The following is a 24,735-nucleotide window of genomic DNA, read 5'->3' on the forward strand; positions in this document are numbered from 1 at the left end:
GATACTAATGTTTCTAAGGGGGAGCTAGGAATGGCAGACGAATCAGTAACATTATATGCATGGATTAACGGAAAAAGAGTGGACGCCGACGAATATATGGAAAGAGAAAACCCGGCCGACCCGCAAAAAATTGTGGCCTACGTGCCGAAAACGACCACAGAGCAGGCAGCAGAAGCCATCGAAGCAGCCCGTGCTGCTTTTCCTGCTTGGAAGGAAGTACCGGTGGACGAGCGGATCGAACGGATGGAACGGGCGATTCAAACACTGAAGGACCGCACGCCGGAGCTGGCTGAAACGCTTGCGGAGGAACACGGCAAGCCGATTTATGACGCCCAGGGCGAAATGGCGGTCTCGATCATGTGGATGGAATACGCCTGCCAGACGGTCAAAGAAACAATTGCCGATCAGGTGGACGAAGGCGAGGGCGGTAAAACAATCGTCCGGCAGGAGCCGATAGGCGTGGTGTCCGCCATCAGCCCGTGGAACTATCCAATTGCGCTGTCTACCATCAAGATTGCTCCGGCGATTTTGACAGGAAATACAGTCGTTTCTAAGCCGAGCCCGTTTGCTCCGCACGCGGTCAGCCTGGTGGTGGAAATGATTGCGGGTGAATTTCCGGACGGAGTGCTGAATCTTGTCCACGGAGAAGCTGAGGTCGGCGTAGAGCTTACATCCAACAAGCACGTGGATAAAATTGCCTTTACCGGCGGTACGGAAACAGCGAAGAAAATTATGAAATCGGCGGCGGATACAATCAAGGACATGACGCTTGAGCTCGGCGGCAACGATGCCGCTGTAGTACTGCCGGACTTTGACGTAAACGATGAGCGGGCAATGCGCCGCATGGTGATATCCAATTTCCTGACCGCCGGCCAGATCTGCATGATTGCCAAACGTATCTATGTACCGCGTACCCTGTACAATGAGTTTGTGGAAAAGTATCAGGAAGCAGCCAATAAATGGGTGAAAATCGGCAGTCCGTTTGATGAGCAGGTCACGACCGGCCCGCTCAATAACAAGCAGCAGCTCGATTTTGTGAAAAACCTTGTGGACAACGCGGCAGAAAAAGGCGCCGATGTTATTCCGCTCGGCCACATTGTGGATAACGAGCTGTTTGAACAGGGGTACTTCCTGCAGCCGACCCTGGTGCTCGGCGCTGACCAGCAGGACGACATTGTGAAAGAAGAGCAGTTTGGACCGACCGTGCCTATTGTACCGTACGATACGGTGGATGAAGCGGTAGCAATGGCGAACGACAGTATTTACGGCCTCACAAGCTCGGTGTGGGGAGAAGAAAATCATGCCATCGAAGTGGCAGCCCGCATTGAAGCAGGCACGACGATGGTCAATACCGCCGCTGTGCAGGGGCTCGATGTCCGCTATCCATTCGGCGGAGTCAAGCAGTCCGGCATCGGCCGCGAATACGGAAAAGAAGGCCTTCTCGGCTACGTCACCCCTCACGTCATCAATGTACCGAAAATGCGGGATCTGCCGTATATTCCCGAATAAACGAAATCAAGCAGCTGTCCTGGAGGCCTCCAGGGCAGTTTTTTATGCTAAAGTTTAAGTAGAGCAAAAAGCTTTGAAAAGGAGTGATCCGATGCGAACCATACAGGTCGTGCCGTGGCAAAGGAAGTGGCAGGACTATTTTTATCACGAACAAAAGCTGTTGGAGCTTGAAGCCGGCGGTCCAGAAGATCATATTCATCATATAGGAAGCACGAGCGTCCCGGGACTTGCGGCAAAGCCAATCATTGATATCCTGATAGAAACGCCGGGGCTTTCTTTGTGGCCTGAAGACCGTCTGGAAGGGCTCGGGTATACGGGGAAAGGAGAGCACGGTATTAAGGGAAGGGCTTTTTATTATAAAGGGGAACATGTCCGCCGCTTTCACGTGCACGTGTTTGAAAAAGAAAGCGAAGGGAGCGGGCGTCACCTGGCCCTCCGCGATTACCTCCGCTTTTTTCCGGCAAAAGCGAAGGAATATGAACTCATTAAAATACAGGCGGCGACCCGGCATCCGCACAGCCCGTCAGAATATATGAACGAAAAGCATGCCGTCGTGCAAAAGCTCGAACAGGAGGCTCTCTGCTGGAAGCGAACAGAAGAAGAAAACTGACAAAACCGTCCACAGACATATACACAATGGGGATGGTTTTCAGCTGGACTCAGGAAGTGAAGAGATCAGCGGAAGTATTTATCCACAGGTTTTGGTACAACCTAAAACATTATCGCCTTATTTCAGCAGCATGAACGAGGAATTAAGGGGTAAAGACGTAAAAAATCGAAGCGGCTGCTTCGATTGAAGGTATTGCTGGCAAATAATTTACTAAATTGAAAAACCGGCTTGTGGACAATTTTTGAAATAGTTTGGATATTATCCACAGCCGGACGGAAAGCGGAGTTCGATTGAAAGATGCTACTGATATAAAGCGGTGTGAATTTTTCTCATCAATCGTCCGGTACGTACCGGGTGCTCGGCAAAAGCAACATAGCCGTCCGGGCGTATGAGCACAGCTGAAAACGTTGGCAGCTTCCATTTGACGGCAAGATCGCGGCGGTAATCAAATAGATGGTGGATATTTGGCTTCGAGGCCCGGAGTATGCCCTTGCGCTGAACAACAAGAATAAGAATGGAAGGGCCATACTGCCGGCGCATCTCCTGGATGCTTTCGTCGAGCTGACGGAGCTCCTGCTCGTCTTCGATATAAAACAGGCAGGTGAACTGCTCGATGTGCAGAAAATCCATTACATCTGCGTGTTCTCCTTCTTCGGTAAGAACACGTGCCGGCAATGCCCGGGAGCCGGCCGGAATCACTTCTCCCCGGTGCTGGAATTTCGCAAACGAAGCCCTGTTCTGATAGCTGATGTCAATATTGGCGAGGCGCTGGGTCAGCTTTTGCTGCAGCGAACTGCTTTTGCTCAGCATACTTACAGGGTTCGCCAGGAGGCGTGGAATAAGAGTATGGGAGCGGGTCATCACCTGCATCGCCGTATTTGTCATTCGGATAGTCCTGCGTCCGACCGCGTACCGTTCTTCTTCATACGTATCGAGCAGAGCAGGATCCGAATGGCCGCGCAGCACCCAAGCCAACTTCCAGCAGAGATTGACCGCGTCCTGCATGCCGAGGTTCATTCCCTGGCCGCCAAATGGGCTGTGCAGGTGGGCAGCATCCCCGGCAAGAAACAGCCGGTTGTCCCGGTAGGCATCAGCCTGGTGGTGGGACGTCCCGAACTGGGACAGCCAGGAAGCATGGGGGAAATGTACCGGCTGCTGGGTAATACGCCGCACACTTTTTTCAAGATCCTCAAGAGGGAGATCGTCCCGGTGTTCACGATTCTGTTCGGCATGGTCGATGGTAATTACCCGGTACGTTTCATCACGGAATGGAAAGAAGGCAGCTACGCCGCGCTCGGTAATAAATGTGGAAATATCGTTGGACAGCGGAAGTCCTTCCACCGTGACATCCCCTAGAAAGTAGATCGTTTCATGCTTGCCGCCCGGAAAGGAAACGTTCATGTTCTCACGGACTGTACTGTGAGGCCCGTCACATCCGATCACATAGGAAGCGCGGATTAATTCCTGCCCATTTTCGGTGGAGCATTCAACCTCCGCATAGTCCCTGTACTGGGTAATCCGTTCGCAGTGGGTGTTCCAGTCGATAAACTGGCCGACTTCCCGGAGCTGCTTCTTTAAAATATGCTCCGTATCCGACTGTGGCAGCATAAGCATGAAGGGAAACGGGGTATCGAGCGAAGCAAAGGAGGCTTTGGAAGGTCTTTTGCCTTCCGGCTGAACAGCCGCATCAGTAATTGGGAATCCTTCCTTTAAAAAGGGACGGAGCGCCCCGATCAGGTTGAGCATTTCAAGGGTGCGCGCCTGGATGCCGAACGCTTTGGAAAAGGGAGAAATAGAGCTTTTTCTGTCTAAAATCCGGACGCGGATGCCGAGTGCTCTTAATGTATTGGCAGCAGTCAAACCTACGGGGCCTGCCCCAACAATGCATACATCGGTATTCGTGGTTTTCATGGATTCATCACGCTCCCTTCGTATACTTGTAGTATACCCTGCCGAGGGCCGCCTCATGCACATGTTGCCGACGGGGAGCGAACTGTGTTTGAATATGGGAAACTACTGCTTTCAACTGGAATTGAACCGACTTCACTCTTAATGAAGGAAAGGAAGAGGTTAATGTCATTCACTCACGATTTAAAGGAAAAGCTGCATCCGGTATGGCAGCAGAACCATACGCACCCGTTTGTAGAAGAGCTTGGACGGGGAATCCTCGATAAGGAAAAATTTCGTTATTTCATGGTCCAGGATTATCTTTATCTCGTGCAATATGCGAAATTGTTTGCGGTTGGCGCTGTTAAAGCCGAAGACGTCGAAACAATGGGAGCTTTTGCGAAGGTGATGGATGTCACCATGAATGAAGAAATGAGCCTGCACCGCCAGTACGCCAAAAAGTTCGGGATCACCGAACAGGAGCTCGAACAGGCAGAACCCGCCCCGACTACACTTGCGTACACAAGGTATATGCTGCACGAAGGACAGAACGGGGGCCTCGCTGAGCTGCTTGCGGCTGTACTTCCGTGCATGTGGAGCTACGCAGAAATCGGGAGAAAGCTCAGCACGTGGCCGGGAGCACTGGAGCATGAGCTGTACGGTGAATGGGTGCAGATGTACAGCGATGACGAATTTCAGCAGCTCGCGGACTGGGGCATCAGCATGCTCGACCGCCTGGCAGAAAACAAACCCGACGCGGAAAAAAGAAGGATTGAAAATATATTTTTAACGACTACCCGATTTGAGTATTTGTTCTGGGACATGGCGTACCGGCTGGAAGGCTGGCCGCAGACATGACAAGGCCCCCGGCGGACCGGGGGCTTTGTCTTATATTTGAGGGGAAAGCGTAAATACGCCAAACCATTCGTTTTCATCGGTCCACCAGTCGTTGGTTTCCCAGGAGGACTGACGGGCCAGGTGTATAAATTCCTCCGGAGTGAACTTCCGGCTGTTTTCTGTATGGATAGTCTCGCCGGCACGCATTGTAAACGTTTCTCCGCCGATTGAGAACAGGGAAGGCTTTTCGGCGCGCAGGTGCATTTCGATTCGTCCGAGCCGTTCATTATAAAAAGCTTCATGTTCAAAATCGCCGGTGTTAATATCAGCGTCAAGCTCGCGGTTCAGGCGGTGAAGCAGATTCTTATTAAAGGAAGCGGTAATGCCTGCACTGTCGTTGTACGCCCGGTGCAGCACGACTGGGTCCTTCTTCAAATCGACGCCGACCACGAGGCTGTCCTCCGGCTTCATGTGAGAAGCGAGCTTCTTTAAAAATTCCGAAGCCTCCTTTGGATCCAGGTTTCCAATCGTGGAGCCGAGAAAAAAGACAGCTGCGGGCTGGTTTCTATCGCTGTTTAAAAAAGACATCGTTTTTGTATAGTCCGCACATACACCCGAGACCTGCATGGCAGGCACGGCTTCCTTCACACGGGCTGCGGTGTCGTGCAGGGCGCTGATTGAAATGTCGACGGGGGTATAGCTTACTGCTTCAGAGAGGAAAGGAAGAAGGCAGCGAATTTTATCAAAGCTGCCGCTTCCAAGCTCGATAAGGGAGGCACCCCCGAGACTTTCAGCAATTTCTTCCCCGTAGTCGGACAAAACAGATGCTTCGGTCCGGCTGACGTAATATTCCGGCAGCCGGGTGATTTCATTAAACAGCAGGCTTCCCCGTTCATCGTAGAAATGCTTGGGGGGGATGCTTTTCGGTTCAGCAGCCAGCCCGGTGCGGACGTCTTCAGCCAGGGAGGAGAGCGAAGGCTTTAAATCCAATACAGTATAATCAGCCATGGCTATTTCTGCACCCCGTCCTTGGCAAGCCGGAGCCCGCTGAACTGCCACCGTTTTTCCGGAGGGAAAAAGTTACGGTAGGTGGAGCGGATGTGCGACTGCGGAGTCGCGCATGAACCGCCGCGCAGCACCATCTGGTTACTCATAAATTTTGCATTGTATTCTCCCATGGCACCCTCCGGCGGGCGGTTGCCCGGATACGGGGAATAAGGACTGCGTGTCCATTCCCACACATCCCCGTACGCATTGGGAGTCGACTGGAGCGGCCTTGGGTGATAGCTTTCAGACTCAAGAAACGTTCCGTCTGCTTCGGAGCCGCGAAAAGCATATTCCCATTCCTGTTCAGTAGGGAGACGGGCTCCGGCCCAGCGGGCATAGGCATCTGCTTCGTAATAGCTTATATGGGCAATAGGTTCATGAAGGCGCACTTCTTTTAAGCCGTTCATCGTAAAGTAAAACCAGATACCGCCCTGCTTCTGCCAGTAAAGTGGTGCTTTCCAGTCCTGCTCCTGGACAATGCCCCAGCCTTCGGAAAGCCAAAGCTCAGGGTCTTCGTAGCCACCATCTTCAATAAAACGAATATATTCTTCATTGGTCACAGGCCTTGAGGCGATAGAGAAGGCGTGCAGATAAAATTTATGCTCCGGCCGTTCATTATCAAAGGAAAAGTGCAGATTATCTGTTCCAATAGTTGTCAGCTCGTCTTCATAGGCGTGCCATTTCAGCCCGGGTGTTTCTCCCTGTTCCTCAAAAGATTCATTTTCCAGATAGGCAGGGTTAAGTGGATTCATCGAAAAGTTGAATTTTGTGTCGGTGACTAACAGCTCCTGGTGCTGCTGCTCGTGCTGGAGGCCGGTTTCCATTAATTCAGCGATCTCTTCATTCCAGGGGCCTTCCTGGAGAAAGCGTTCCATGGCCGCTTCCACATGACGCCGGTATTCCATGGTGTCTTCGGTGGTCGGCCGGGAAATCAGACCCCGGTACTGCTTCGGAAAGGGCTTTCCCTGTGTTTCGTAATAGGAATTGTACAAGCCGTTGGAGAATTTTGAAAACTCTTCATAATGGTCAGCATACGGCTTGAGAATGAACTGCTCAAAAAACCAGGTCGTGTGGGCGAGGTGCCATTTCGCGGGACTGACGTCTGGATGTGCCTGAATCATAAAGTCTTCTGTGTACAACGGTGCGGTCAGTTTCATTGTCTGTTCACGCAGGGACGTAAAACGTTCAATAAAGTCAGCTTTTGCAGCGTTTGCCTTTGCCTGTACGATAGGAAATTCCTCCTCAGCTAAATAAAATGGTGCATAAGTATATGCACATGAAGGTTAAATACCCGCTTCAAAACAGGGCAAAACAACGCGGACGGGCAGTTTAGCGAAAAAAAGGATGCCGGCCACGGCACCCCTTCAGATTGATAATTTATTAAGCTTCTTTCTGAAGCTCTTTTCCAGTGTGGTGATATACAAGCTCTTCGCTGATTTCCCGCAGTCTTCTTTGATTGGCTGTGGAATAGGAATCACTTGAAGAGCTCGTAATTCCTTTTTTCGTAAAGTATTTGCCGGTTACCTGAGAGCCGCGGGCCCCTGACGCAAGCGATACTTCCAGGTCAGCACCTTCTTCGGGAGAGTCACCGAACATGCTGGTGAATTTGTTCAGCCCGCGGTAAAAGGCATTTTTGTTATTCAGACCGAATCCGGTGGAGATGTTGCCGGGATGGAGCGCGTTCACTTTAATATTTTCATGGCGGAGTCTCTGGGCCAGGTCATACGTATACAGCAGCAAAGACAGCTTTGCGAGCCCGTATTGCTTCAGGCCGTTATATTTCTGCTCGCCCTGCAGGTTCTGAAAGTTCATTTTTGATAAGGCGTGGGCAGCAGAAGAAACATTTACAACCCGCCCGTCAGAGCTCTTGCGAAGAAGAGGAAGCAAAAGTTCAGTCAGATAAAACACCCCGAGGTAATTCAGGGCAAAGGTGCGTTCAAGATGCTCCTCTGTCCAAACGCGGGAAGAGTAGACAGCACCGGCATTATTAACCAGGGCGTCAAGCTGGCCGTACTCTCTTGCTACATTTTCTGCGAGCATCTCGATCTCGTGAAGAAGGGAAAGGTCAGTCTGATAAAAATGAAGTTTCGCATTTCCGGTTTTCTGTTCCAGTTCGGTAATGAGCTCTTCGCATTTCCATTCCTTGCGTCCTACCAGCAATAAGGTATGCCCTTCAGCCGCCAGTTTTTCTGCAACGATTCTGCCGATGCCATTTGTAGCGCCGGTCAGCAGGATAGTTCTTTGATTTTCTGCATGGTTTTCCATCAATGAAGGCCTCCCTTAATCATCAAACGTAAAGGAGCAGCGCTTCCTGAAAAGAAGCGTCTGCTCCGCCGGTACTGTTATTGTCTAGCGCGTACCCAGTTGATCAAACCACCGCGAAGCATCATGTCAATTTGGCGCCTCGACATTTCATGGCGTACGGTGATGGTTTCATTTTTGTTTTTAATGGCGGCTTCAAACGTATTGTGGTTCTGGATATTTTCACGCAGATTCTCAAGCACAATGGTGTCACCGGTATCGATTTTCATATAATCTTCAGCATCCTCAAATGTGATTGGGAGTACGCCAAAGTTTACCAGGTTCTGCCAGTGTATGCGGGCAAAGTCCTGGACGAGTGCCACACGCAGGCCGAGATAGCGGGGTGCAAGGGCCGCGTGCTCACGGCTTGAGCCCTGGCCGTAGTTGGATCCGCCGACAATAGCGTGTCCGGTATCATCTTTAATTTCCATTGCCCGGTTGTAATAATCTTCATCGGTAATTTCAAATGAAAACTTGCTGATTTCCGGGAGGTTACTGCGGTAAGGAAGCACGCGTGCTCCGCCGGCAAGAATCTCGTCTGTGGAGAAGTTGTCGCCAAGCTTCAGCAGTACCGGTACTTCGATGCGGTCCGGCAGCTCTTCCATTTCCGGAAGGGTAGCAATGTTCGGGCCTTTTTCGATTTTTATATTTTTCGCTTCTTCGTAAGGAAGCGGCTCCTGCAGCAGGCGGAAGTCAACGGTTGGCTCGTCCGGTTCGCCTACCTTCGGATAATCCATATCAAGGGTCCGCGGATCGGTAATTTCACCGTAAAGTGCGGAAGCAGCAGCTATTTCAGGGCTGCAAAGAAAGACGCGGTCTTCCTTCGTTCCGGAGCGTCCCGGGAAGTTCCGCGGGGTCGTCCGCAGGCTGTTTTTGTGGGTGGCCGGAGCCTGTCCCATGCCGATACAGCCGTTACAGCCTGCCTGGTGCAGCCGGCCGCCGGCGCTTAAAAGATTGGCAATATGGCCGTTGGACACGAGGTCTGTGAGCATTTGCCGTGAAGATGGATTAATATCAAAGCTTACATTTTCGTGCACATTTTTTCCCTTGACTATTTCAGAAGCAATTGCAAAATCCCGGTAGCCAGGGTTTGCGGATGAACCAATATACGCCTGGAAAATAGGTTCTCCGGCAATTTCCCGGACGGGTACGACGTTGCCGGGACTCGACGGTTTGGCAATCAGCGGCTCAAGAGAGGACAGATCGATTTCTTCATCGATGTCATACTGGGCGCCGCGGTCAGCTTTTAGCTCCTGCCATTCGTCCTCACGGTTCTGGCTTGCCATGAAACGCTTCACTTCCTCGTCTGATGGAAAGACGCTTGCGGTGGCACCGAGCTCGGCGCCCATGTTCGCAATGACGTGACGATCCATAGCGCTCAGGTCTTCAAGGCCGGGGCCGTAGTATTCAATGACTTTGTTGGCGCCGGCTTTTACGTCATGGCGGCGGAGCAGCTCAAGAATAACGTCCTTGGCGCTCACCCAGTCAGGAAGCTTGCCGGTAAGCTTTACTCCCCATACCTGAGGCATTTTGACAAAAAACGGCTCTCCTGCTATTGCCATAGTTACTTCGATGCCGCCTGCCCCCATGGCAAGCATCCCCATACAACCGTTGGCACATGTATGAGAGTCCGATCCGAGCAGGGTCCGGCCGGGACGGGCGAGGCGCTGCATGTGTACCGGGTGGCTTACACCGTTACCCGGGCGGCTGAAATACATGCCAAAGCGTTTTGCCGCTGTTTGAAGAAACAGGTGGTCATCCGGGTTTTTGTTGTCCTCCTGGATAATATTATGGTCTACGTATTGGGCGGAAGCTTCTGTCTGAGCCCGTTCAACCCCCATGGCTTCAAGCTCAAGCATCACCATTGTTCCTGTTGCGTCCTGGGTGAGTGTCTGGTCGATTTTCATTCCAATTTCTTCGCCTGGAGTCATTTCTCCGGAGACGAGGTGTTCTTCGATTAGTTTCTGTGCGACGTTTCGTGCCATAAATGGTGTCCTCCTTCGTCAGAATTCCAATTGTGTTAATTCTTTCTGAATGAAAACATGCTCTCTATGCTTATACCTGTTAAGAAAAACTTGTAAACAAGAAATCTATCTTTTCGTGTAATTTTTAATGTGTGGTATTATTAAGAAGAATGAAACCATTCCGGGGACACCTGCGTATAAACAACTGTATAAAAGAACATTTGAAGATTTAAAAAAGGAGAGAAGGCCATGGGTAAAAGAATCATGTTGTTTCTGTTAACGAACATGATGGTATTGTTAACAATTGTTATCGTGTTTTCGATACTGAGTTTGTTTGGTGTTAACCTGGGTGCTTACAACTACGGTGCCGGGACATTGAATCTGGTGCCGCTGTTAATTATCAGTGCCGTTATCGGCTTTGCCGGCGCATTTATTTCACTGGCGATGTCGAGATTTATAGCGAAAAAAGCAATGAACGTTAAAGTGATTGACCCGGAGAACCCGGGAAGTCAGGCTGAGAAAATGGTAGTGGAAAAGGTTCACCGTCTCTGCCGGCGCGCAGGGCTGACTCATATGCCGGAGGTCGGGATCTACCAGTCTGCTGAAGTGAACGCGTTTGCCACGGGACCAACCAAAAAACGGTCGCTTGTTTCCGTTTCCACCGGGCTGCTTCAATCGATGGACGATGATGCCGTAGAAGGTGTTATTGCCCATGAGGTGGCGCACGTAGCCAACGGTGATATGGTCACCATGACCCTTCTTCAGGGTATCGTGAACACATTTGTGGTGTTCCTGGCACGCGTCGTAGCCTTTGCGGTATCGAGGTTTGTAAACGAAAATCTGCGGCCGATCATTCACTTTCTGGCGATTATCGTGTTTCAAATTCTCTTTTCGATTCTTGGAAGCATAGTTGTCGCCGCCTACTCCCGTTACCGTGAGTACCACGCTGACCGCGGCGGGGCGGATCTTGCCGGAAGAGACAAAATGGCTCACGCTCTCCGTTCCCTGCAAAATTATGTGGACCGGGTGGATACGGAACAGTCTTCCATGCAGACGCTGAAAATCAACAACAAGCCGTCGGCGGCTGCGATGCTCTTTTCCTCGCACCCGCCGCTTGAAGACCGGATCCGCCGCTTAGAACAAAGCTGAATATAAGCACCTGCCCCGGATGCGCTTCCTGCATCCGGGTTTTTTGTGCCGGGCTTAGGTGAAGAGAACCAAATATTGCCCGGGAAATATAAAATTGACACAAAAACGTAAATGATATCGTTCGAATTTGGCTTTATATCATGATATAAAGAGTAGAGTGATTTATTTATTGAAAGGAGAAGTCCTATGAAATATCGAATTTTTGGCCTTCTCGCGGTTATATTTTTCATTGCTTCCCCCTATCAGGCGGCCGCAGCGCCCGTGCTGGAATCCTCGAGTCCGGAAAATGGAGATTCTCTGCTGGAAGTGCCCGAGCGGGTGGAGCTCAACTTTGATACAGAGATTGACCGTGTAGAAGATATGTATCTGCTTGTAGAGACCGGTGATGAAATTGATATAGAAGAACCATCGATCAGCGAGGACGGAACGACAGTCTCTGCAGAGATCGAAAGTATTCTGGAAAATGGAAATTATATATTAAATTATACCGTAACCGATACGGAAGGGGAGTCTGAGCAGCAGGGCATTAATTTCAGTATTAACAGCAACACCTCCCTGGAAGAAAGACAGGAGAACCTGGAAGAACGGACCGGTGAAAGTGCTCTTACGGAAGCGGAGCAGGAAGAAGAGCGGGAAGCAGAAGAAGCAGGAGCGAATATTCCTGGCATGGTGTTAATGGGAACGCTCGGTCTGACGGTTGTTTCCGCATTTACGATTATTTTATGGAAAAACAGAGAGCGTAAAAAATAACGGCGGACAGCTTCGACACCCTTCGAAGCTGTTTTTTTGTTTATAGATAGAGAAATTTTAATGGCTTCAGTCGTTCTCGCTTGGCAGGGGAGCGCGGTTGTCCGCTATAATGGATGGGGAGAGAGGACGGAGATACAGATGAGAGAGCAGCAGACAGGCATTGCAGCAGGAGTGGCAGCTTATGTACTATGGGGATTTCTTCCGCTTTACTGGAAACTTTTCAACGAGGTCCCGGCGATCGATGTGCTCGCCCACCGGGTGATCTGGTCGTTTTTGTTCATGGCTGTACTTATTGTACTGATCGGGCGTTCTAAAGGAGTGTGGAATGAAATAACACATGCTTTTCATTCCGTGAAAACGACGGCGGCCATCACCGGGGCCGCTTTATTGATTACGATCAACTGGTTCACCTTTATCTTTGCGGTGAACGGCGACCATGTGATCCAGGCGAGTCTTGGCTACTATATTAACCCGCTTGTGAATGTAGCTCTGGCAACAGTGTTTTTAAAAGAGCGGCTGGCACGCATGGAAATAGCCGCAGTGGCGCTTGCCTTTATCGGAGTATTCGTGCTGACGATTTCCTATGGCCAGTTTCCGTGGGCTTCGGTTATCCTGGCGTTATCCTTTGGGTGCTATGGTATTATTAAAAAAACTGTAGCCCTCGGCGCATGGGCAGGGCTGACCCTGGAGTCGTTTCTGGCAGCACCATTCGCCCTGATTTTTTTAATGTTCTTTTCGGGGGAAACGGCTTCCACCTATGATTCCGGCACATGGACGCTGCTCTTTGGGGCAGGCGCAGTCACAGCTGTTCCATTACTGTTGTTTGCCTCGGGCGCGCGGAAGATCAGCTATTCGCTGCTTGGATTTCTACAGTATATTGCGCCTACGATTATGCTTGCACTGGGTGTTTTTTTATTTAGGGAACCTTTTTCCATCCAGCAGTTTACGGCGTTCTTGATAGTTTGGGCGGGACTTACATTGTTTACTGTTTCCCGGACGCGTATTCACATGCAGAGAAAGAAAACAGAAGCAGCTATAAATAATTGAAGCAAAGGAGTGAAAGCATGGACGAGCGATATTCAAGACAGCAGCTGTTTTCGCCGATTGGTGAAGCGGGCCAGAAAAAGTTAAACGAAAGCTCTGTGACGATTGTTGGTGCAGGAGCGCTCGGAGCTTCAGCCGCAGAAATGCTTGTGCGTGCTGGTATTGGTACGGTGACGATCGCAGACCGTGATTACGTGGAGTACAGCAACCTGCAGCGCCAGCAGCTGTATACAGAAAAGGATGCCGCAGAGCAGATGCCTAAAGCGGCAGCAGCAGAAAAGCGGCTGCGTGAAATTAACTCCGGGGTTCATGTGCATGGGGAAGTGGTGGATGTGGATTTTACCTGGATCGAAGCAAAGGCTGCAGAGACAGATCTTATCATTGACGGCACGGATAATTTTGATACCCGGCTGCTCATTAACGAGGCCGCGAGAAAATACGGTAAGCCCTGGGTTTACGGGGCGTGCGTTGGGAGCATTGGCATGGTTCACCCGTTTCTGCCGGGAGAGCGCCCCTGCTTCCGCTGCGTATGGAAAAAGATCCCTTCACAGGGACAGACATGCGATACAGTAGGAGTGATCGCTCCGGCGGTGCAGTCAGTAGCGGCAAAGCAAACGGCTGCAGCTTTAAAAATACTGGTAGGGGACGGAGAAAGCCTCCCGGTAGCCCTGGATTATTTTGATCTTTGGAACCAGCAGCAGTTTTCCATCGGGCTGCAGAGCAGTAAGGACCCGGGATGCGAGTCATGCGGTGAAAAAGCGACGTACCCGGCATTAACATATGAGCATTCAAATAAAACGAGCGTACTATGTGGCAGAGACACGGTACAGATCCGGCCGGGGAAAAGCAGACAGCTGAACTTCGAGCGGCTGGAGCGTGATTGGGAAAGCCGGAACTGGAGGGTGCGCAAAAACCCTTATTTGTTGTCGGTACAGACCGGAACGCGGCGCATTGTTTTATTCCAGGACGGCCGGGCACTCATTCACGGTACGAGCGACGTGCAGGAAGCCAAGCGGTGGTACGCCCAGCTGCTCGGGTAGCCTGAGAAAATCCATCGACGGGAGATGAGGCACATTATGAACTGGAAACCTTTCGTGGCGGCAGGAGCCGGGGTTTTTCTTCTTCAGGGCTGCAGCGGCGGTTCGCAGGCAGAGCAGAACGAAGAGCAGGCCGAGCTGACGGTTTCAGCAGCGGCCAGCCTTCAGGATGCCTTGACAGAGGTACAGAAGAGCTTCGCCAAGGAGTATCCCGATATTTCACTGGCCTTTAACTACGGAGGCTCCGGTACACTGAAGCAGCAGATTGAGCGCGGCGGCCCGGCAGACGTCTTCTTGTCAGCCTCCGCGTCGCACTATAACGATCTTGAAGAGGAAAATAAAATGGTGGAGGCAGAGAACCCTGCCTTTGCAGAAAACGCACTGGTGGCGGTCGTGCCTGAAGCCAGTGAGGCAGAAAAGCTGCAGAGCGTGCTTGGCGGGAGCGGGCGGATAGCGGTGGCGACACCGGAAGCAGCCCCCGCCGGAAGGTATACCCGGGAAGCCCTTACTTCCATGCAGGAGTGGGAGAGTGTACAGGAGCGGATGGTTTTTGCTAAAGATGTGCGGCACGCGTTAACACTTGTCGAAAGAGGCAACGCTGCGGTCGGGTTTGTATACGCTTCAGACGCACGCGAAGCTGACGTCCGGGTTCTTGAAGAAATTGATCCTTCCCTTTACTCTTCCATTCATTATTACGGCGGAGCCGTGGCGGGAAGCGGGAATGAAGAAGAAAGCCGGGAATTTATGGAATATCTGCAAAGCAGCGAAGCCCAGGACATTTTGCGCTCGTATGGCTTTTCAGATCCGGAATAAAAGGAGCGTGCGTGCCTGATGTTTTGGTTTCCAATACAATTGTCTCTGCTGACAGCAAGTATTGCAGCTGTCCTTGTTTTCATTGCCGGCGCGATGCTTGGAAGAGTTTTTGCGGCCAGAAATTTCCGGGGGAAACTGGCAGCGGAAACGTGCCTGATGCTTCCGCTCGTGCTGCCGCCTTCGGTAACCGGCTTTTTGCTTATTGTCGTTTTTGGCACAAACAGCTGGATCGGCAGCGTATATGAAAAAGTGTTTCAAAATTCGATTATCTTTACGCCGGTCGCGGCCGTTGTGGCCGCAGCGGTCGTGGCTTTTCCGTTGATGTTTCAGTCGGCAAAAACTGGCTACGGTTCCATCGATTCCAATATTGAATCCGCTGCAAGAGTTGACGGAGCGGGGGAATGGCGTGTGTTTGTAAATATCGCGGTACCTCTCGCCGGCCGGGCGCTCATGACAGGGTTTGTACTCAGTTTTACAAGAGCGCTTGGGGAATTTGGGGCTACGCTGATGTTTGCCGGAAACATTCCGGGCGTTACACAAACGATGCCGACGGCCATCTACGTGGCCATTGAGTCGAATCAAATGAACCTTGCGTATACGTACGTCGGCATCAGTATATTTATTTCCTTTCTGCTGCTCGGTTTAACTTACCTTCTAAACCGGGAAGATTAAATATTAATCACCTGCTTCCCGGTGAAAGTCACCGCTTTTGCCTCCGGTTTTTTCAAGCAGGTATGTCGGGCCGATCACCATCCCCTTATCGAGCGCTTTGCACATATCATACACAGTCAAAGCAGCGGCAGATGCTGCGGTTAATGCTTCCATTTCCACCCCTGTGCTTCCCTTCGTTTTAACAAAGGCTTCAATAAACAGTTCATAGGTGTCTTCTGTTTTCCAGTAAAAGCTGATGTCTACATTACTTAAAGGGAGCGGATGGCACATTGGTATGAGGGTGGATGTTTGTTTGGCACCGGTAATTCCTGCAATTTGGGCGACGGCGAGCACATCGCCTTTTTTAATATCCCCCTGCGTCACTGCACGGTAAACTTCTTCGGGAACGCGGATGCTTGAACCGGCCAGAGCGCTTCTGCTCGTCACCGGCTTGTCGGAAACGTCCACCATTCTGGCCCGGCCCTGTTCGTTAAAATGCGTAAATTCTGACATGGTAAAAGTCCCTCCTGATATAGTATTGACCGATTATAGCACGGATACATACATTCAAATATAACAAAGGAGCATCAATATGGTTGAAAAACGTACGCCCGTCCCTGTAAAAGAAGCAATTGAGCGAGTAATGGAGCATATTCAAGAAGGTGGCATAGAGGAGGTCTCCATCCAGGCATCCTATGGCCGCCGGCTGGCAGAAACGATTACAGCCGCCCACCCGGTTCCGCCGTTTGACCGTTCCCCCTATGACGGATTTGCCATCCGTTCGGCGGACTCCCGCGGAGCTTCCCGGGAGCAGCCGGTGACCTTTCAGGTAGTTGAGGAAATCGGCGCCGGATTTGTGTCAAAAAAAGACCTCGCCCCTTTTCAGGCGGTCCGCATTATGACCGGGGCAAAAATTCCGGAGCAGTGCGATGCCGTGGTGATGCTCGAGCTTGCCCAGGAGGATCATGACGGCACATACCCGCTCATGACGATCAAACGAGAATTCGAACAGCATCAGAACATCTCCTTTGAAGGGGAGGATACAGAGGCAGGAGCCGAGCTCGTTCCGGCGGGCACGTGGATTGACCCCGGCGTTACGGCCCTGTTTGCGACATTTGGCTACGCCACGGTCAAAGTGGCCAAAAAGCCGGTCGTCGGTGTATTTGCGACAGGTACGGAGCTGCTTGACGTTTCCGATGAACTCGAGCCGGGCAAAATACGAAACAGCAATGCCTACATGATGATTGCCCAGCTGCAGCGGGCCGGGGCCGAGCCTGTATACTACGGCAAACTGAAGGACGAACTCGATGCCTGCTACGGGGCGGTGCGCCAGGCGGCTGAGGAAACGGACATGGTTATTACGACCGGAGGGGTGTCGGTCGGGGATTACGATCTGCTCCCGGATGTTTACGAACGTCTCGGTACGGACGTATTCTTTAATAAAGTAGCGATGCGCCCCGGCAGCGTAACGACCGTTGCCAGCTGGGAAGGTACGCTGCTGTTTGGCCTTTCAGGGAATCCGTCTGCCTGCTATATGGGCTTTGAGCTTTTCGTGCGGCCAGCGATTCAGGCCGTTATGCATTCGCCGAATCCGCACCATACGATGGTAAAGGCAGAACTCGCAGCGGATTTCTCCAAGCCGAACCCGTTCACCCGTTTTGTCCGCGGCAGCTGCCGCGCAGAAGGCGACCGGTTATATGCAGAGCCGGGCGGGTTTAATAAGTCGAGTGCGGTGACTTCCCTCGCCGGTGCCAATGCGTGTATCGTTCTCCCAGGGGGAAGCCGCGGGTACCAGCGGGGGGACGTGGTCGACGTGATGCTGCTTGAAGATAACGAAGGCCAGAAAGAGCCGCTCGCATGACAATTCCGGTGCTTCAGGTAACTGGGTTTAAAGAAAGCGGAAAAACGACCCTGCTTAAACGCTGGACAGCGCTTGGGAAAGCAAATGGCTGGAAAGTGGGCGTATTAAAGCATCACGGCCACCAGAATGAACCGCTTCAGCCGGAGGGAGTCGACAGCCTGGAGCTGAAGGAGGCAGGGGCTGTGGTTTCGGGCGTGGAAGGCGCCGGAGTTTTTCAGTTTCTTGCAGATATGGAGGAGCCGGATCTTTCCACGCTGCTGAATATTTATCAACAGCTGCCGCTTGATGTTATTCTTATAGAAGGATACAAAAAAGCACCGTACCCAAAAGTACTTTTGCTTCGAAGCACAGATGATAAAGCATCCCTTGAGGATCTCGATAACATTCAAACAGCGTTTGGCCCTGGAGAAGAAGTAAATCATTTTCAGGATACTGATAATGCAGATGCATGGTTTGAACAATATATGAGGAGTATACTATGAAGAAACGATTTTTCGTGACATCAGAACCGCTGTCTGTAGAAGAGCTTGCTGCTGAGGTTACGCGTCCGGAAGCAGGAGCTGTTGTCCAGTTTATCGGCACGGTCCGGGAATTTACCAAAGGCCGGCGGACGGTCTACCTGGAATACGAAGCGTACCATTCAATGGCAGAAAAGCAACTCGAGGCGATCGGCCGGGAAGTGAAGGAGCGGTGGCCGGATGCTGAATCAGCCGTGGGCCACCGCACCGGTGAACTGCAGATATCGGACGCGGCAGTCATCATCGCTGTTTCAACACCGCACCGAAAAGACGCCTATGAAGCGAATGAATATATTATTGAGCGCATCAAACAGATTGTGCCAATCTGGAAAAAGGAACACTGGGAAGACGGCGAGCACTGGGTAGGAGATCAGCTTGAACAAACGCGGTACCCGGACGGGGCCCCAGGAGGTGGAAATAAGTGATTAATGTGTTATGCTTTGCCCACATGAAAGATATCTTTGGCGGCGAGAAGCTTACCATCAACAGCGGCGGCATAGCTACTGTGGAGGATGTGCTTGAACATTTGAAAACAGCGTATGATGCTGATATCAGCGGCATTATGACCGCTGTTAATGAAGAATTTGCTGAAGAAAGCACGCCGGTCGGCCAGGGGGACACCGTGGCCCTGATCCCGCCGGTCAGCGGAGGGTAATACTGTGGCGGATGGAATTATTCTTACCGGAGGCATGTCGGAGCGGTTTGGTTCTCCGAAGGCCTTTGCCGTCTGGAAAGAAAGCTACTTTTATGAACGGGCTGTCCAGGCTCTTGAGACTGAAGTGAAAACCATCTGGCTGATTTCTCATCCGTCATTTGCCGGGAGAATAAAAGCCGGGGCCCATGTGAGGGTCAGGGAAGATCTGCCGCCTTATAAAGAAAAGGGACCGCTGGCCGGCCTCTACACCGGCCTTTCTTACACGAAGGAAAAATGGATATTTATGCTTCCGGTGGATATGCCGCTTATTACTGCCGAAGAGGTGCGTTTTCTGGCTTCTTATATTACGCCGGAAACAGATGCGGTCATCCCGGAGGCCGGAGGAAGACTGGCTCCGGCATGCGGATGGTTCCGCGCGGATCTGCTTTCAAGGGCAGAAGCCCAGCTTGAATCCGGGGATTACCGCATGAAAAAATTATTCAGCGGTAAGGAAAGAGTCATAAATGTCAATCAGGCGTACTGGCGCCCCGAAGCATTTGAAAATATTAATACTGTCCAGCAGCTTGAGGAGTTAAATAGAAAGGTAAACTAGAGAGGGGGAACACGATGACCAATGTAACTGACCAGTTAAACCGTCCCCTTCGTGACCTGCGTATTTCCGTGATAGATCAATGCAACTTCCGGTGCACCTACTGCATGCCCGCAGAAATTTTCGGCCCGGATTTTGAGTTTATGGGCCAGGACGAGCGGCTCTCCTTTGACGAAATCGTCCGGGTATCGCGCCTGTTTGCCGGTCTTGGGGTGGAAAAACTCCGTTTGACCGGCGGGGAACCGCTGCTTCGTAAAAATATGCCCGAGCTGATCCGCCGCCTGACGGAAATCGAAGGCATCAAGGATATTGCTTTGACGACAAACGGTGTAATGCTGCCTGCGCAGGCAGAAAAATTAAAGGCTGCCGGACTGCAGCGGGTGAATATCAGTCTCGACGCACTCGATGATGAAGTGTTCGCAAGCATTAACGGCAGAAAAACCGGCTCGAAGCCTGTGTTAAAAGGCATTGAAGCAGCAAAAAAAGCAGGCCTTACCGTAAAGGTGAATACCGTAGTCAAAAAAGGAATGAACGAGGAACAGATTCTTCCGATGGCTATGTATTTTAAGCAGCGCGGCGTCAATCTGCGCTTTATCGAGTTTATGGACGTGGGCAGCACCAATGGCTGGAATTTCGGCTCAGTGGTGACGAAAAAAGATATTATCGAAAAGATTCACCAGACATTTCCAATTGAGCCCGTGGATCCGGGATATTACGGGGAAGTGGCTGACCGTTACCGTTATAAGGACGGCAGCGGCGAAGTCGGCGTCATTTCGTCTGTCACGGAGTCGTTTTGCTCTACATGCACACGGGCCAGGATATCTGCAGACGGCAAGCTGTTTACGTGCCTGTTTGCCACCGAAGGGTACGATTTACGGAATCAGCTCCGTTCCGAGGACTCGGATGAAACGATCTTTAACAATATTGCCGGTATATGGGGCAGACGGACCGACCGTTACTCGGAAGAGCGGACCGAAGAAACAGCGCGTAACCGTAAGCGGATTGAAATGTCCTATATTGGGGGATAATAGAAACAAAAGAAGGAAGCCTGAAAAGGGCTTCTTTTTTTAAATAGAAAAAATAAAGGAGGGGACTACTATGGCAACAGAAGAACATAAAGAGCAGGCAGAGAAAAAGATTCAATGTGCTGTTATTACTGTGAGCGATACGAGAACGGAAGAAACGGATAAAAGCGGCCGCCGTATCCATGAGCTGCTCGAATCCCACGGCCACGAGGTTTGTTTTTATTCGATAGTTACAGATGAAGAGGCATCGATCACCAATTGTTTGAATGAAGCGCTCATTCACCCGCAGACAGAAGCGGTGCTGATTAACGGCGGGACAGGGATTGCCGACCGGGATATTACCATTGAAACTATAGAGCCCAGGTTTGATAAAGCAATTGTCGGGTTTGGCGAGTTATTCCGCTATCTGAGTTACGTGGAAGATATCGGCTCTTCGGCGATTTTATCAAGAGCTGCGGCTGGGATCATCGACCATAAGCCGGTGTTTACGATGCCGGGGTCCTCCGGCGCTGTGAAGCTTGCGATGGAAAAGCTGATTGTTCCTGAACTCCCTCACGTGGTGTGGGAGGCTACAAAGCAGCGGGACTTGTAAGAGAAATGAAAAAAAGGGGTGTTTGTGTATGAAAGAACCAAGTTTAGAGGAAATCCGGGCTTCGGAAAAAGAATATCACCGCCAGTACTATAAGCAGCATGACTTATTTGAAAAGGGCACCTGGATGAAAAAGCCGGCCTCCCGTATTATCAATGCCCTGGAACGAATTCGAAAAGGGGGAGACATCCGGCTGCTTGACCTTGGCTGCGGCATCGGCCGTAACAGTATTCCGGCTGCCAGGCAGTTTCAGGAAGAGGGCTGTGAAGTCACATGCGTGGATTTTTTAGACGAAGCCATCACCCAGTTAACGGATTATGCCGGGGAATACGGCGTGGAGCAGGAAATTAAACCGGTCAAGCAGGCAATAGAAGAATACACTCCGGAAAAGTCGTATTTTGACGGGATTATAGCAGTTTCAAGCATCGAACACGTGCCCGACGAAAAAACCTTCTGGAATTTAATCGATAACCTCCAGAAGGGCACAGCTGAGGGCGGGGTGCATGCGTTTTTGATAAACACTGGTATTGAGGAAACAGATACAGAAACAAACGAGCAGCTTCCGGCAAAAATGGAAGTGAATTTCGATACCGAAGACATTATTCAAAAGCTTTCCCGTCGATACAAAGACTGGACGGTGCATAAGCTTGAAAGTGAGGCCCAATCGTTTACGACGTACCGTGAAGACCGGAAAGTGCGTATCAACTCAAACATGCTTTTGCTTGAAGCAGTAAAGGAACGGGCCTGAGGGCTCGTTCTTTTTTTATGTATACATGAAAAGCTTAACAAAAAGAAAAACAGGGAAAGCAAAAATAAACTTTTTGTATACCGGTGTATCAAGTTGAAGGGGGAATCCTGATGGCGGACAATGTGTTTATGCTTGTTTCCTGTATCTTTTTTATGCTGCTTGTGGCTTTTATTTCCTATCTGAAAACAAGAAATCGTATTAGTAACTCCGATGGCTATTTTCTCGCAGGGCGAAGCTTAACCGGCGGATTTATTGCGGGATCGCTTCTGCTCACTAATTTGTCTGCTGAACAGCTGATTGGTTTAAACGGCCAGGCCTACGGGGCGAATATGTCCAACATGGCCTGGGAGGTGACGGCGGCCTTTTCCGTGATTATTCTGGCGCTGCTGCTGCTTCCAAGGTATTTGAGCGGGGCGTTCAGCACCCTTCCTGAATTTCTGGGAGAGCGTTTTGATCAGGGAGTCCGGAGGTATGTGGTGGTGTTGTTTATGCTGGGGTATGTATTCGTTACGATACCTTCGGTGTTGTATTCGGGGGCTCTGGCCGTTTTGCAGCTGTTTAATATTCCGGATCTCTTTGGCATTACCTATGAGCAGTCTGTATGGGCAATGGTCTGGACGGTCGGGCTGATCGGGGCAGCATATGCAATTTTTGGCGGCCTGCGTGCAGTGGCAGTATCTGATACGTTAAACGGCATCGGGCTGTTGATCGTCGGGCTTATCGTTCCAATCCTCGGATTCATCGAGCTCGGAGGTGGAAATTTGCTGCAGGGCATGGAAACGATTGCTGTGAATGAACCCGAAAAGCTGAATGCTGTGGGCTCCAGCGAGGATGCAGTGCCGATTGGTACCGTTTTCTCCGGAATGATAATGATGAATTTGTTTTATTGGGCGACAAACCAGTATGTTATTCAAAGGACGCTGGGAGCGAAGAATCTGGCCGAAGGGCAGAAGGGTGTATTGTTTTCAGGATTTTACAAAATGCTTGTGCCGCTTTTTATGATGGTCCCCGGCGTGATTGCCTATCACCTGTACGGAGATGGATTAAGAAGTATTGATCTTGCTTATCCGGAACTGATTAATAATCTGCTGCCGGGTTTTCTGGGCGGGTTTTTTCTTGCTGTATTGATGGGGGCGGTGTTATCAAGCTTTAATTCGCTTTTAAACAGTGCTTCTACCATGTTTGCGCTCGACGTGTATAAAGCAAATGCACGCAAAGAAATTTCCGATCGGCATTTGATTACGGTCAGTAAATGGTTTGGAAGTGTTCTCGCTCTTATTTCTTTTTTTATTGCCCCTATGCTGATGTTTGCTCCTGAAGGTCTGTGGACTATTATCCGGGAATTCACCGGATTTTTTAACATTCCTATTATTACGATCGTTTTGTTTGGAGTGTTCACGAATCGGGTGCCTCCACTTGCGGCTAAGATCGTAATTATTTTTCACGTGGTCTCCTACTATATTGCGCTTTGGGGGCTGCCCCAGTTTGCAGGTGTCGAAATACCGGTCAATTTTATTTATGTCTCGTTCATTCTCTTTTTAATAGAAGCAGGCATTATGGTATTTCTTGGTTGGCGCAGGCCAATGGAGGCACTAGACCAGCGGATCGAGCCGAAAGTTTCCATGCTGCCATGGAAGCATGCTTTAAGCATTTCCTGCGTACTGGTAGGAGGAGTTGCTTTTTTATTCGTCCTGTTTTCCCGGGCAGGTCTTGCGTATGCAGATGGAGTAGTTTCCCCGTGGTTTTGGCCGCTCGTGGCACTGATTGCCGGCGTGACCGCTTTGCTTGCAATCTTTTCCTACCGCCGCTGGAACGAAAAATATACGAATTACCTTCTTCAGTATAAGTCGGAAACAAAAGACAGCCCGCAGGCTCATATGGAACCAAAAAACAAGATGTGATTGTGTCCGGATACGCCTGGTAGTTTTCTCCTGAAACCGCCTTTCGCAGGTTGAAAATTGGCAAACGTTAGGATAAGATAATAAAGGTTCTAACCAACAGGCGCATAGAAGTGAACGTTTTATGACATATTTGTGTTTAAAAATCGTCAATTTTGAAATTTTACCGGAGAAAAAATGACGAGAGGCATAAAAATTTGCTACGATAATGGTGCGCTCTGCATATGAACGGAATGAACCGTGGCTGATGGAGAGAGGGGTTATTCATCACAGAAGTCGGTAATAAAAAGGAAGGAGCGTGAAGCGCTTGAAAAACTTAGTTTCCTGGTTCAAACGACTGTTTATGGTACCAGGGTTGTTTGCTTTGCTGCTCGTCGCCAGCGGCTGCAGCGGTATTACAGTTTTGGATCCTAAAGGGCCGGTGGCCAGAACCCAGCAGGAACTCATCATTTTTTCTATCACACTGATGTCCGTCATTGTCATTGTTGTTTTTGTGTTATTTTTCTATATGATTATCCGGTTTAGGGAACGCCCGAACTGGACAGACAAGGATTATGACCCTCACCAGCACGGAAACACCACGCTCGAGATTATCTGGACGGTTATTCCATTCATTATTGTAGCAGCTCTTTCAGTACCTACAGTGACTTCCCTTTATGCATTGGAGAAGCCGCCTGAAGAAACGAGTGATCAGGAGCCGCTGGTAATACATGCCGATACCTCCAACTGGAAATGGTATTTCAGTTATCCGGAGCAAAACATTGAAACGGTTAACTACCTACACATACCGGAGAATCGCCCAATCGAATTTAAGCTGGCATCTGCTGATTCGATGACCGCGCTTTGGATACCGGCCCTTGGCGGCCAGAAGTACAACATGGCCGGCATGCAGAATACACTGTATCTGCAGGCGGACGAAGAAGGTGAATTTTCAGGCCGTAATGCAAACTATAACGGATCCGGGTTTGCTGAGCATACGTTCACCGTTACTTCTGAAAGTGAAGAAGAATTTAATCAGTGGGTAAGCAATGTTCAAAGCAATGCCCCTGAATTGACTGAAGAACGATTTAATGAATACCTTGAACCCGGGCTTGCACAGGAAGCTGAATATTCCAGCACGCATTTAGAGTATGTAGACTTCGGGATGAATTCAGGTAGAAGCTATATCACTGATCTTTACAGTGGCAACCTTGGGGAACAGCTTCACCTTGAAGGCGGCAAAGGCGGCCCCTGGGAGCAGGAGTAATTGAAGC

Annotated in this window: 25 protein-coding genes; 19 read left to right on the forward strand and 6 right to left on the reverse strand. The window is 50.5% G+C overall.

What is annotated here, in order from left to right:
• Positions 1-30 precede the first annotated feature (30 nt).
• Together G548_RS0102030 and G548_RS0102035 are read left to right on the forward strand one after the other, a co-directional pair.
• Positions 31-1,509, forward strand: a complete 1,479-nt coding sequence (locus G548_RS0102030) for an aldehyde dehydrogenase family protein (protein ID WP_022792485.1) — start codon at positions 31-33, stop codon at positions 1,507-1,509.
• A gap of 91 nt (positions 1,510-1,600) precedes the next feature.
• Positions 1,601-2,119: a GrpB family protein gene (locus G548_RS0102035; RefSeq protein ID WP_040880519.1), complete on the forward strand. Its 519-nt coding sequence runs from the start codon at positions 1,601-1,603 to the stop codon at positions 2,117-2,119.
• A gap of 300 nt (positions 2,120-2,419) precedes the next feature.
• Here the strand turns inward: G548_RS0102035 and G548_RS0102040 are convergent, their stop codons facing one another.
• Complete coding sequence (locus tag G548_RS0102040) at positions 2,420-4,030, reverse strand: FAD-dependent monooxygenase (RefSeq protein WP_022792486.1); 1,611 nt, start codon at positions 4,028-4,030, stop codon at positions 2,420-2,422.
• A 162-nt stretch (positions 4,031-4,192) separates the two neighbouring features.
• Here G548_RS0102040 and tenA point away from each other — a divergent pair, with 162 nt between their 5' ends.
• Positions 4,193-4,864: a thiaminase II gene (tenA, locus tag G548_RS0102045; protein ID WP_022792487.1), complete on the forward strand. Its 672-nt coding sequence runs from the start codon at positions 4,193-4,195 to the stop codon at positions 4,862-4,864.
• A 30-nt stretch (positions 4,865-4,894) separates the two neighbouring features.
• Here tenA and egtD read toward each other — a convergent pair whose 3' ends face one another.
• From egtD to G548_RS0102065, 4 genes are all read right to left on the reverse strand, one after another.
• On the reverse strand, positions 4,895-5,851 hold the full coding sequence (egtD, locus tag G548_RS0102050; protein WP_022792488.1) for an L-histidine N(alpha)-methyltransferase: 957 nt from the start codon (positions 5,849-5,851) through the stop codon (positions 4,895-4,897).
• 2 nt (positions 5,852-5,853) lie between these two features.
• A complete protein-coding gene (gene egtB / locus G548_RS0102055; protein WP_040880522.1) occupies positions 5,854-7,119 on the reverse strand; it encodes an ergothioneine biosynthesis protein EgtB in 1,266 nt (421 codons plus the stop codon).
• A 151-nt stretch (positions 7,120-7,270) separates the two neighbouring features.
• Positions 7,271-8,155 (reverse strand): SDR family NAD(P)-dependent oxidoreductase, encoded by an 885-nt coding sequence (locus tag G548_RS0102060; RefSeq protein WP_022792490.1) that lies wholly within the window; start codon positions 8,153-8,155, stop codon positions 7,271-7,273.
• A gap of 77 nt (positions 8,156-8,232) precedes the next feature.
• Positions 8,233-10,176, reverse strand: coding sequence for an aconitate hydratase (locus G548_RS0102065; RefSeq protein WP_022792491.1), 1,944 nt, complete (start codon positions 10,174-10,176; stop codon positions 8,233-8,235).
• 228 nt (positions 10,177-10,404) lie between these two features.
• Between G548_RS0102065 and htpX the strand changes: the two genes are divergently transcribed.
• The 6 genes from htpX (at position 10,405) to modB (ending at position 15,620) form a co-directional block, all read left to right on the forward strand.
• Positions 10,405-11,304, forward strand: a complete 900-nt coding sequence (htpX, locus tag G548_RS0102070) for a protease HtpX (RefSeq protein ID WP_022792492.1) — start codon at positions 10,405-10,407, stop codon at positions 11,302-11,304.
• 186 nt (positions 11,305-11,490) lie between these two features.
• Entirely contained in the window at positions 11,491-12,054 is a 564-nt protein-coding gene (locus G548_RS0102075; protein WP_022792493.1) for a copper resistance CopC family protein, read from the forward strand.
• 60 nt (positions 12,055-12,114) lie between these two features.
• Positions 12,115-13,101, forward strand: coding sequence for an EamA family transporter RarD (rarD, locus tag G548_RS0102080; RefSeq protein WP_342664626.1), 987 nt, complete (start codon positions 12,115-12,117; stop codon positions 13,099-13,101).
• A 17-nt stretch (positions 13,102-13,118) separates the two neighbouring features.
• Positions 13,119-14,138, forward strand: coding sequence for a ThiF family adenylyltransferase (locus G548_RS0102085; RefSeq protein WP_022792495.1), 1,020 nt, complete (start codon positions 13,119-13,121; stop codon positions 14,136-14,138).
• 36 nt (positions 14,139-14,174) lie between these two features.
• A complete protein-coding gene (gene modA, locus G548_RS0102090) occupies positions 14,175-14,948 on the forward strand; it encodes a molybdate ABC transporter substrate-binding protein (RefSeq protein ID WP_022792496.1) in 774 nt (257 codons plus the stop codon).
• 18 nt (positions 14,949-14,966) lie between these two features.
• Complete coding sequence (gene modB / locus G548_RS0102095; RefSeq protein ID WP_022792497.1) at positions 14,967-15,620, forward strand: molybdate ABC transporter permease subunit; 654 nt, start codon at positions 14,967-14,969, stop codon at positions 15,618-15,620.
• A 3-nt stretch (positions 15,621-15,623) separates the two neighbouring features.
• Here modB and moaC read toward each other — a convergent pair whose 3' ends face one another.
• A complete protein-coding gene (moaC, locus tag G548_RS0102100) occupies positions 15,624-16,112 on the reverse strand; it encodes a cyclic pyranopterin monophosphate synthase MoaC (RefSeq protein WP_022792498.1) in 489 nt (162 codons plus the stop codon).
• A 79-nt stretch (positions 16,113-16,191) separates the two neighbouring features.
• Here moaC and G548_RS0102105 point away from each other — a divergent pair, with 79 nt between their 5' ends.
• The 10 genes from G548_RS0102105 to qoxA all read left to right on the forward strand — a co-directional run bounded on the left by G548_RS0102105 (position 16,192) and on the right by qoxA (position 24,728).
• Positions 16,192-17,460 carry a molybdopterin molybdotransferase MoeA gene (locus tag G548_RS0102105; RefSeq protein ID WP_022792499.1) on the forward strand — a complete coding sequence of 423 codons (1,269 nt, stop codon included), beginning with the start codon at positions 16,192-16,194 and terminating at the stop codon, positions 17,458-17,460.
• On the forward strand, positions 17,457-17,942 hold the full coding sequence (gene mobB, locus G548_RS17085) for a molybdopterin-guanine dinucleotide biosynthesis protein B (protein ID WP_022792500.1): 486 nt from the start codon (positions 17,457-17,459) through the stop codon (positions 17,940-17,942). The genes G548_RS0102105 and mobB overlap by 4 nt, the downstream gene beginning before the upstream one ends.
• On the forward strand, positions 17,939-18,403 hold the full coding sequence (locus G548_RS0102115) for a molybdenum cofactor biosynthesis protein MoaE (protein ID WP_022792501.1): 465 nt from the start codon (positions 17,939-17,941) through the stop codon (positions 18,401-18,403). Before mobB ends, G548_RS0102115 begins: the two co-directional genes overlap by 4 nt.
• Positions 18,400-18,633 (forward strand): MoaD/ThiS family protein, encoded by a 234-nt coding sequence (locus tag G548_RS0102120; RefSeq protein WP_022792502.1) that lies wholly within the window; start codon positions 18,400-18,402, stop codon positions 18,631-18,633. Before G548_RS0102115 ends, G548_RS0102120 begins: the two co-directional genes overlap by 4 nt.
• 4 nt (positions 18,634-18,637) lie before the next feature.
• Positions 18,638-19,225, forward strand: coding sequence for a molybdenum cofactor guanylyltransferase (locus tag G548_RS17090; protein ID WP_022792503.1), 588 nt, complete (start codon positions 18,638-18,640; stop codon positions 19,223-19,225).
• Positions 19,226-19,239: 14 nt separating this feature from the next.
• Entirely contained in the window at positions 19,240-20,250 is a 1,011-nt protein-coding gene (gene moaA / locus G548_RS0102130) for a GTP 3',8-cyclase MoaA (RefSeq protein ID WP_022792504.1), read from the forward strand.
• A gap of 70 nt (positions 20,251-20,320) precedes the next feature.
• Positions 20,321-20,839 carry a MogA/MoaB family molybdenum cofactor biosynthesis protein gene (locus G548_RS0102135; RefSeq protein ID WP_022792505.1) on the forward strand — a complete coding sequence of 173 codons (519 nt, stop codon included), beginning with the start codon at positions 20,321-20,323 and terminating at the stop codon, positions 20,837-20,839.
• Positions 20,840-20,867: 28 nt separating this feature from the next.
• Positions 20,868-21,584, forward strand: a complete 717-nt coding sequence (locus G548_RS17095; protein WP_022792506.1) for a class I SAM-dependent methyltransferase — start codon at positions 20,868-20,870, stop codon at positions 21,582-21,584.
• 110 nt (positions 21,585-21,694) lie between these two features.
• The gene (locus tag G548_RS0102145) at positions 21,695-23,485 is read left to right on the forward strand and encodes a solute:sodium symporter family transporter (protein WP_022792507.1); all 1,791 of its coding nucleotides are present in this window, start codon (positions 21,695-21,697) and stop codon (positions 23,483-23,485) included.
• 340 nt (positions 23,486-23,825) lie between these two features.
• The gene (qoxA, locus tag G548_RS0102150; protein WP_051143826.1) at positions 23,826-24,728 is read left to right on the forward strand and encodes a cytochrome aa3 quinol oxidase subunit II; all 903 of its coding nucleotides are present in this window, start codon (positions 23,826-23,828) and stop codon (positions 24,726-24,728) included.
• The last annotated feature ends 7 nt before the right edge of the window (positions 24,729-24,735 follow it).

It is taken from the genome of Marinococcus halotolerans DSM 16375 (assembly GCF_000420725.1).
Lineage (GTDB): Bacteria > Bacillota > Bacilli > Bacillales > Marinococcaceae > Marinococcus > Marinococcus halotolerans.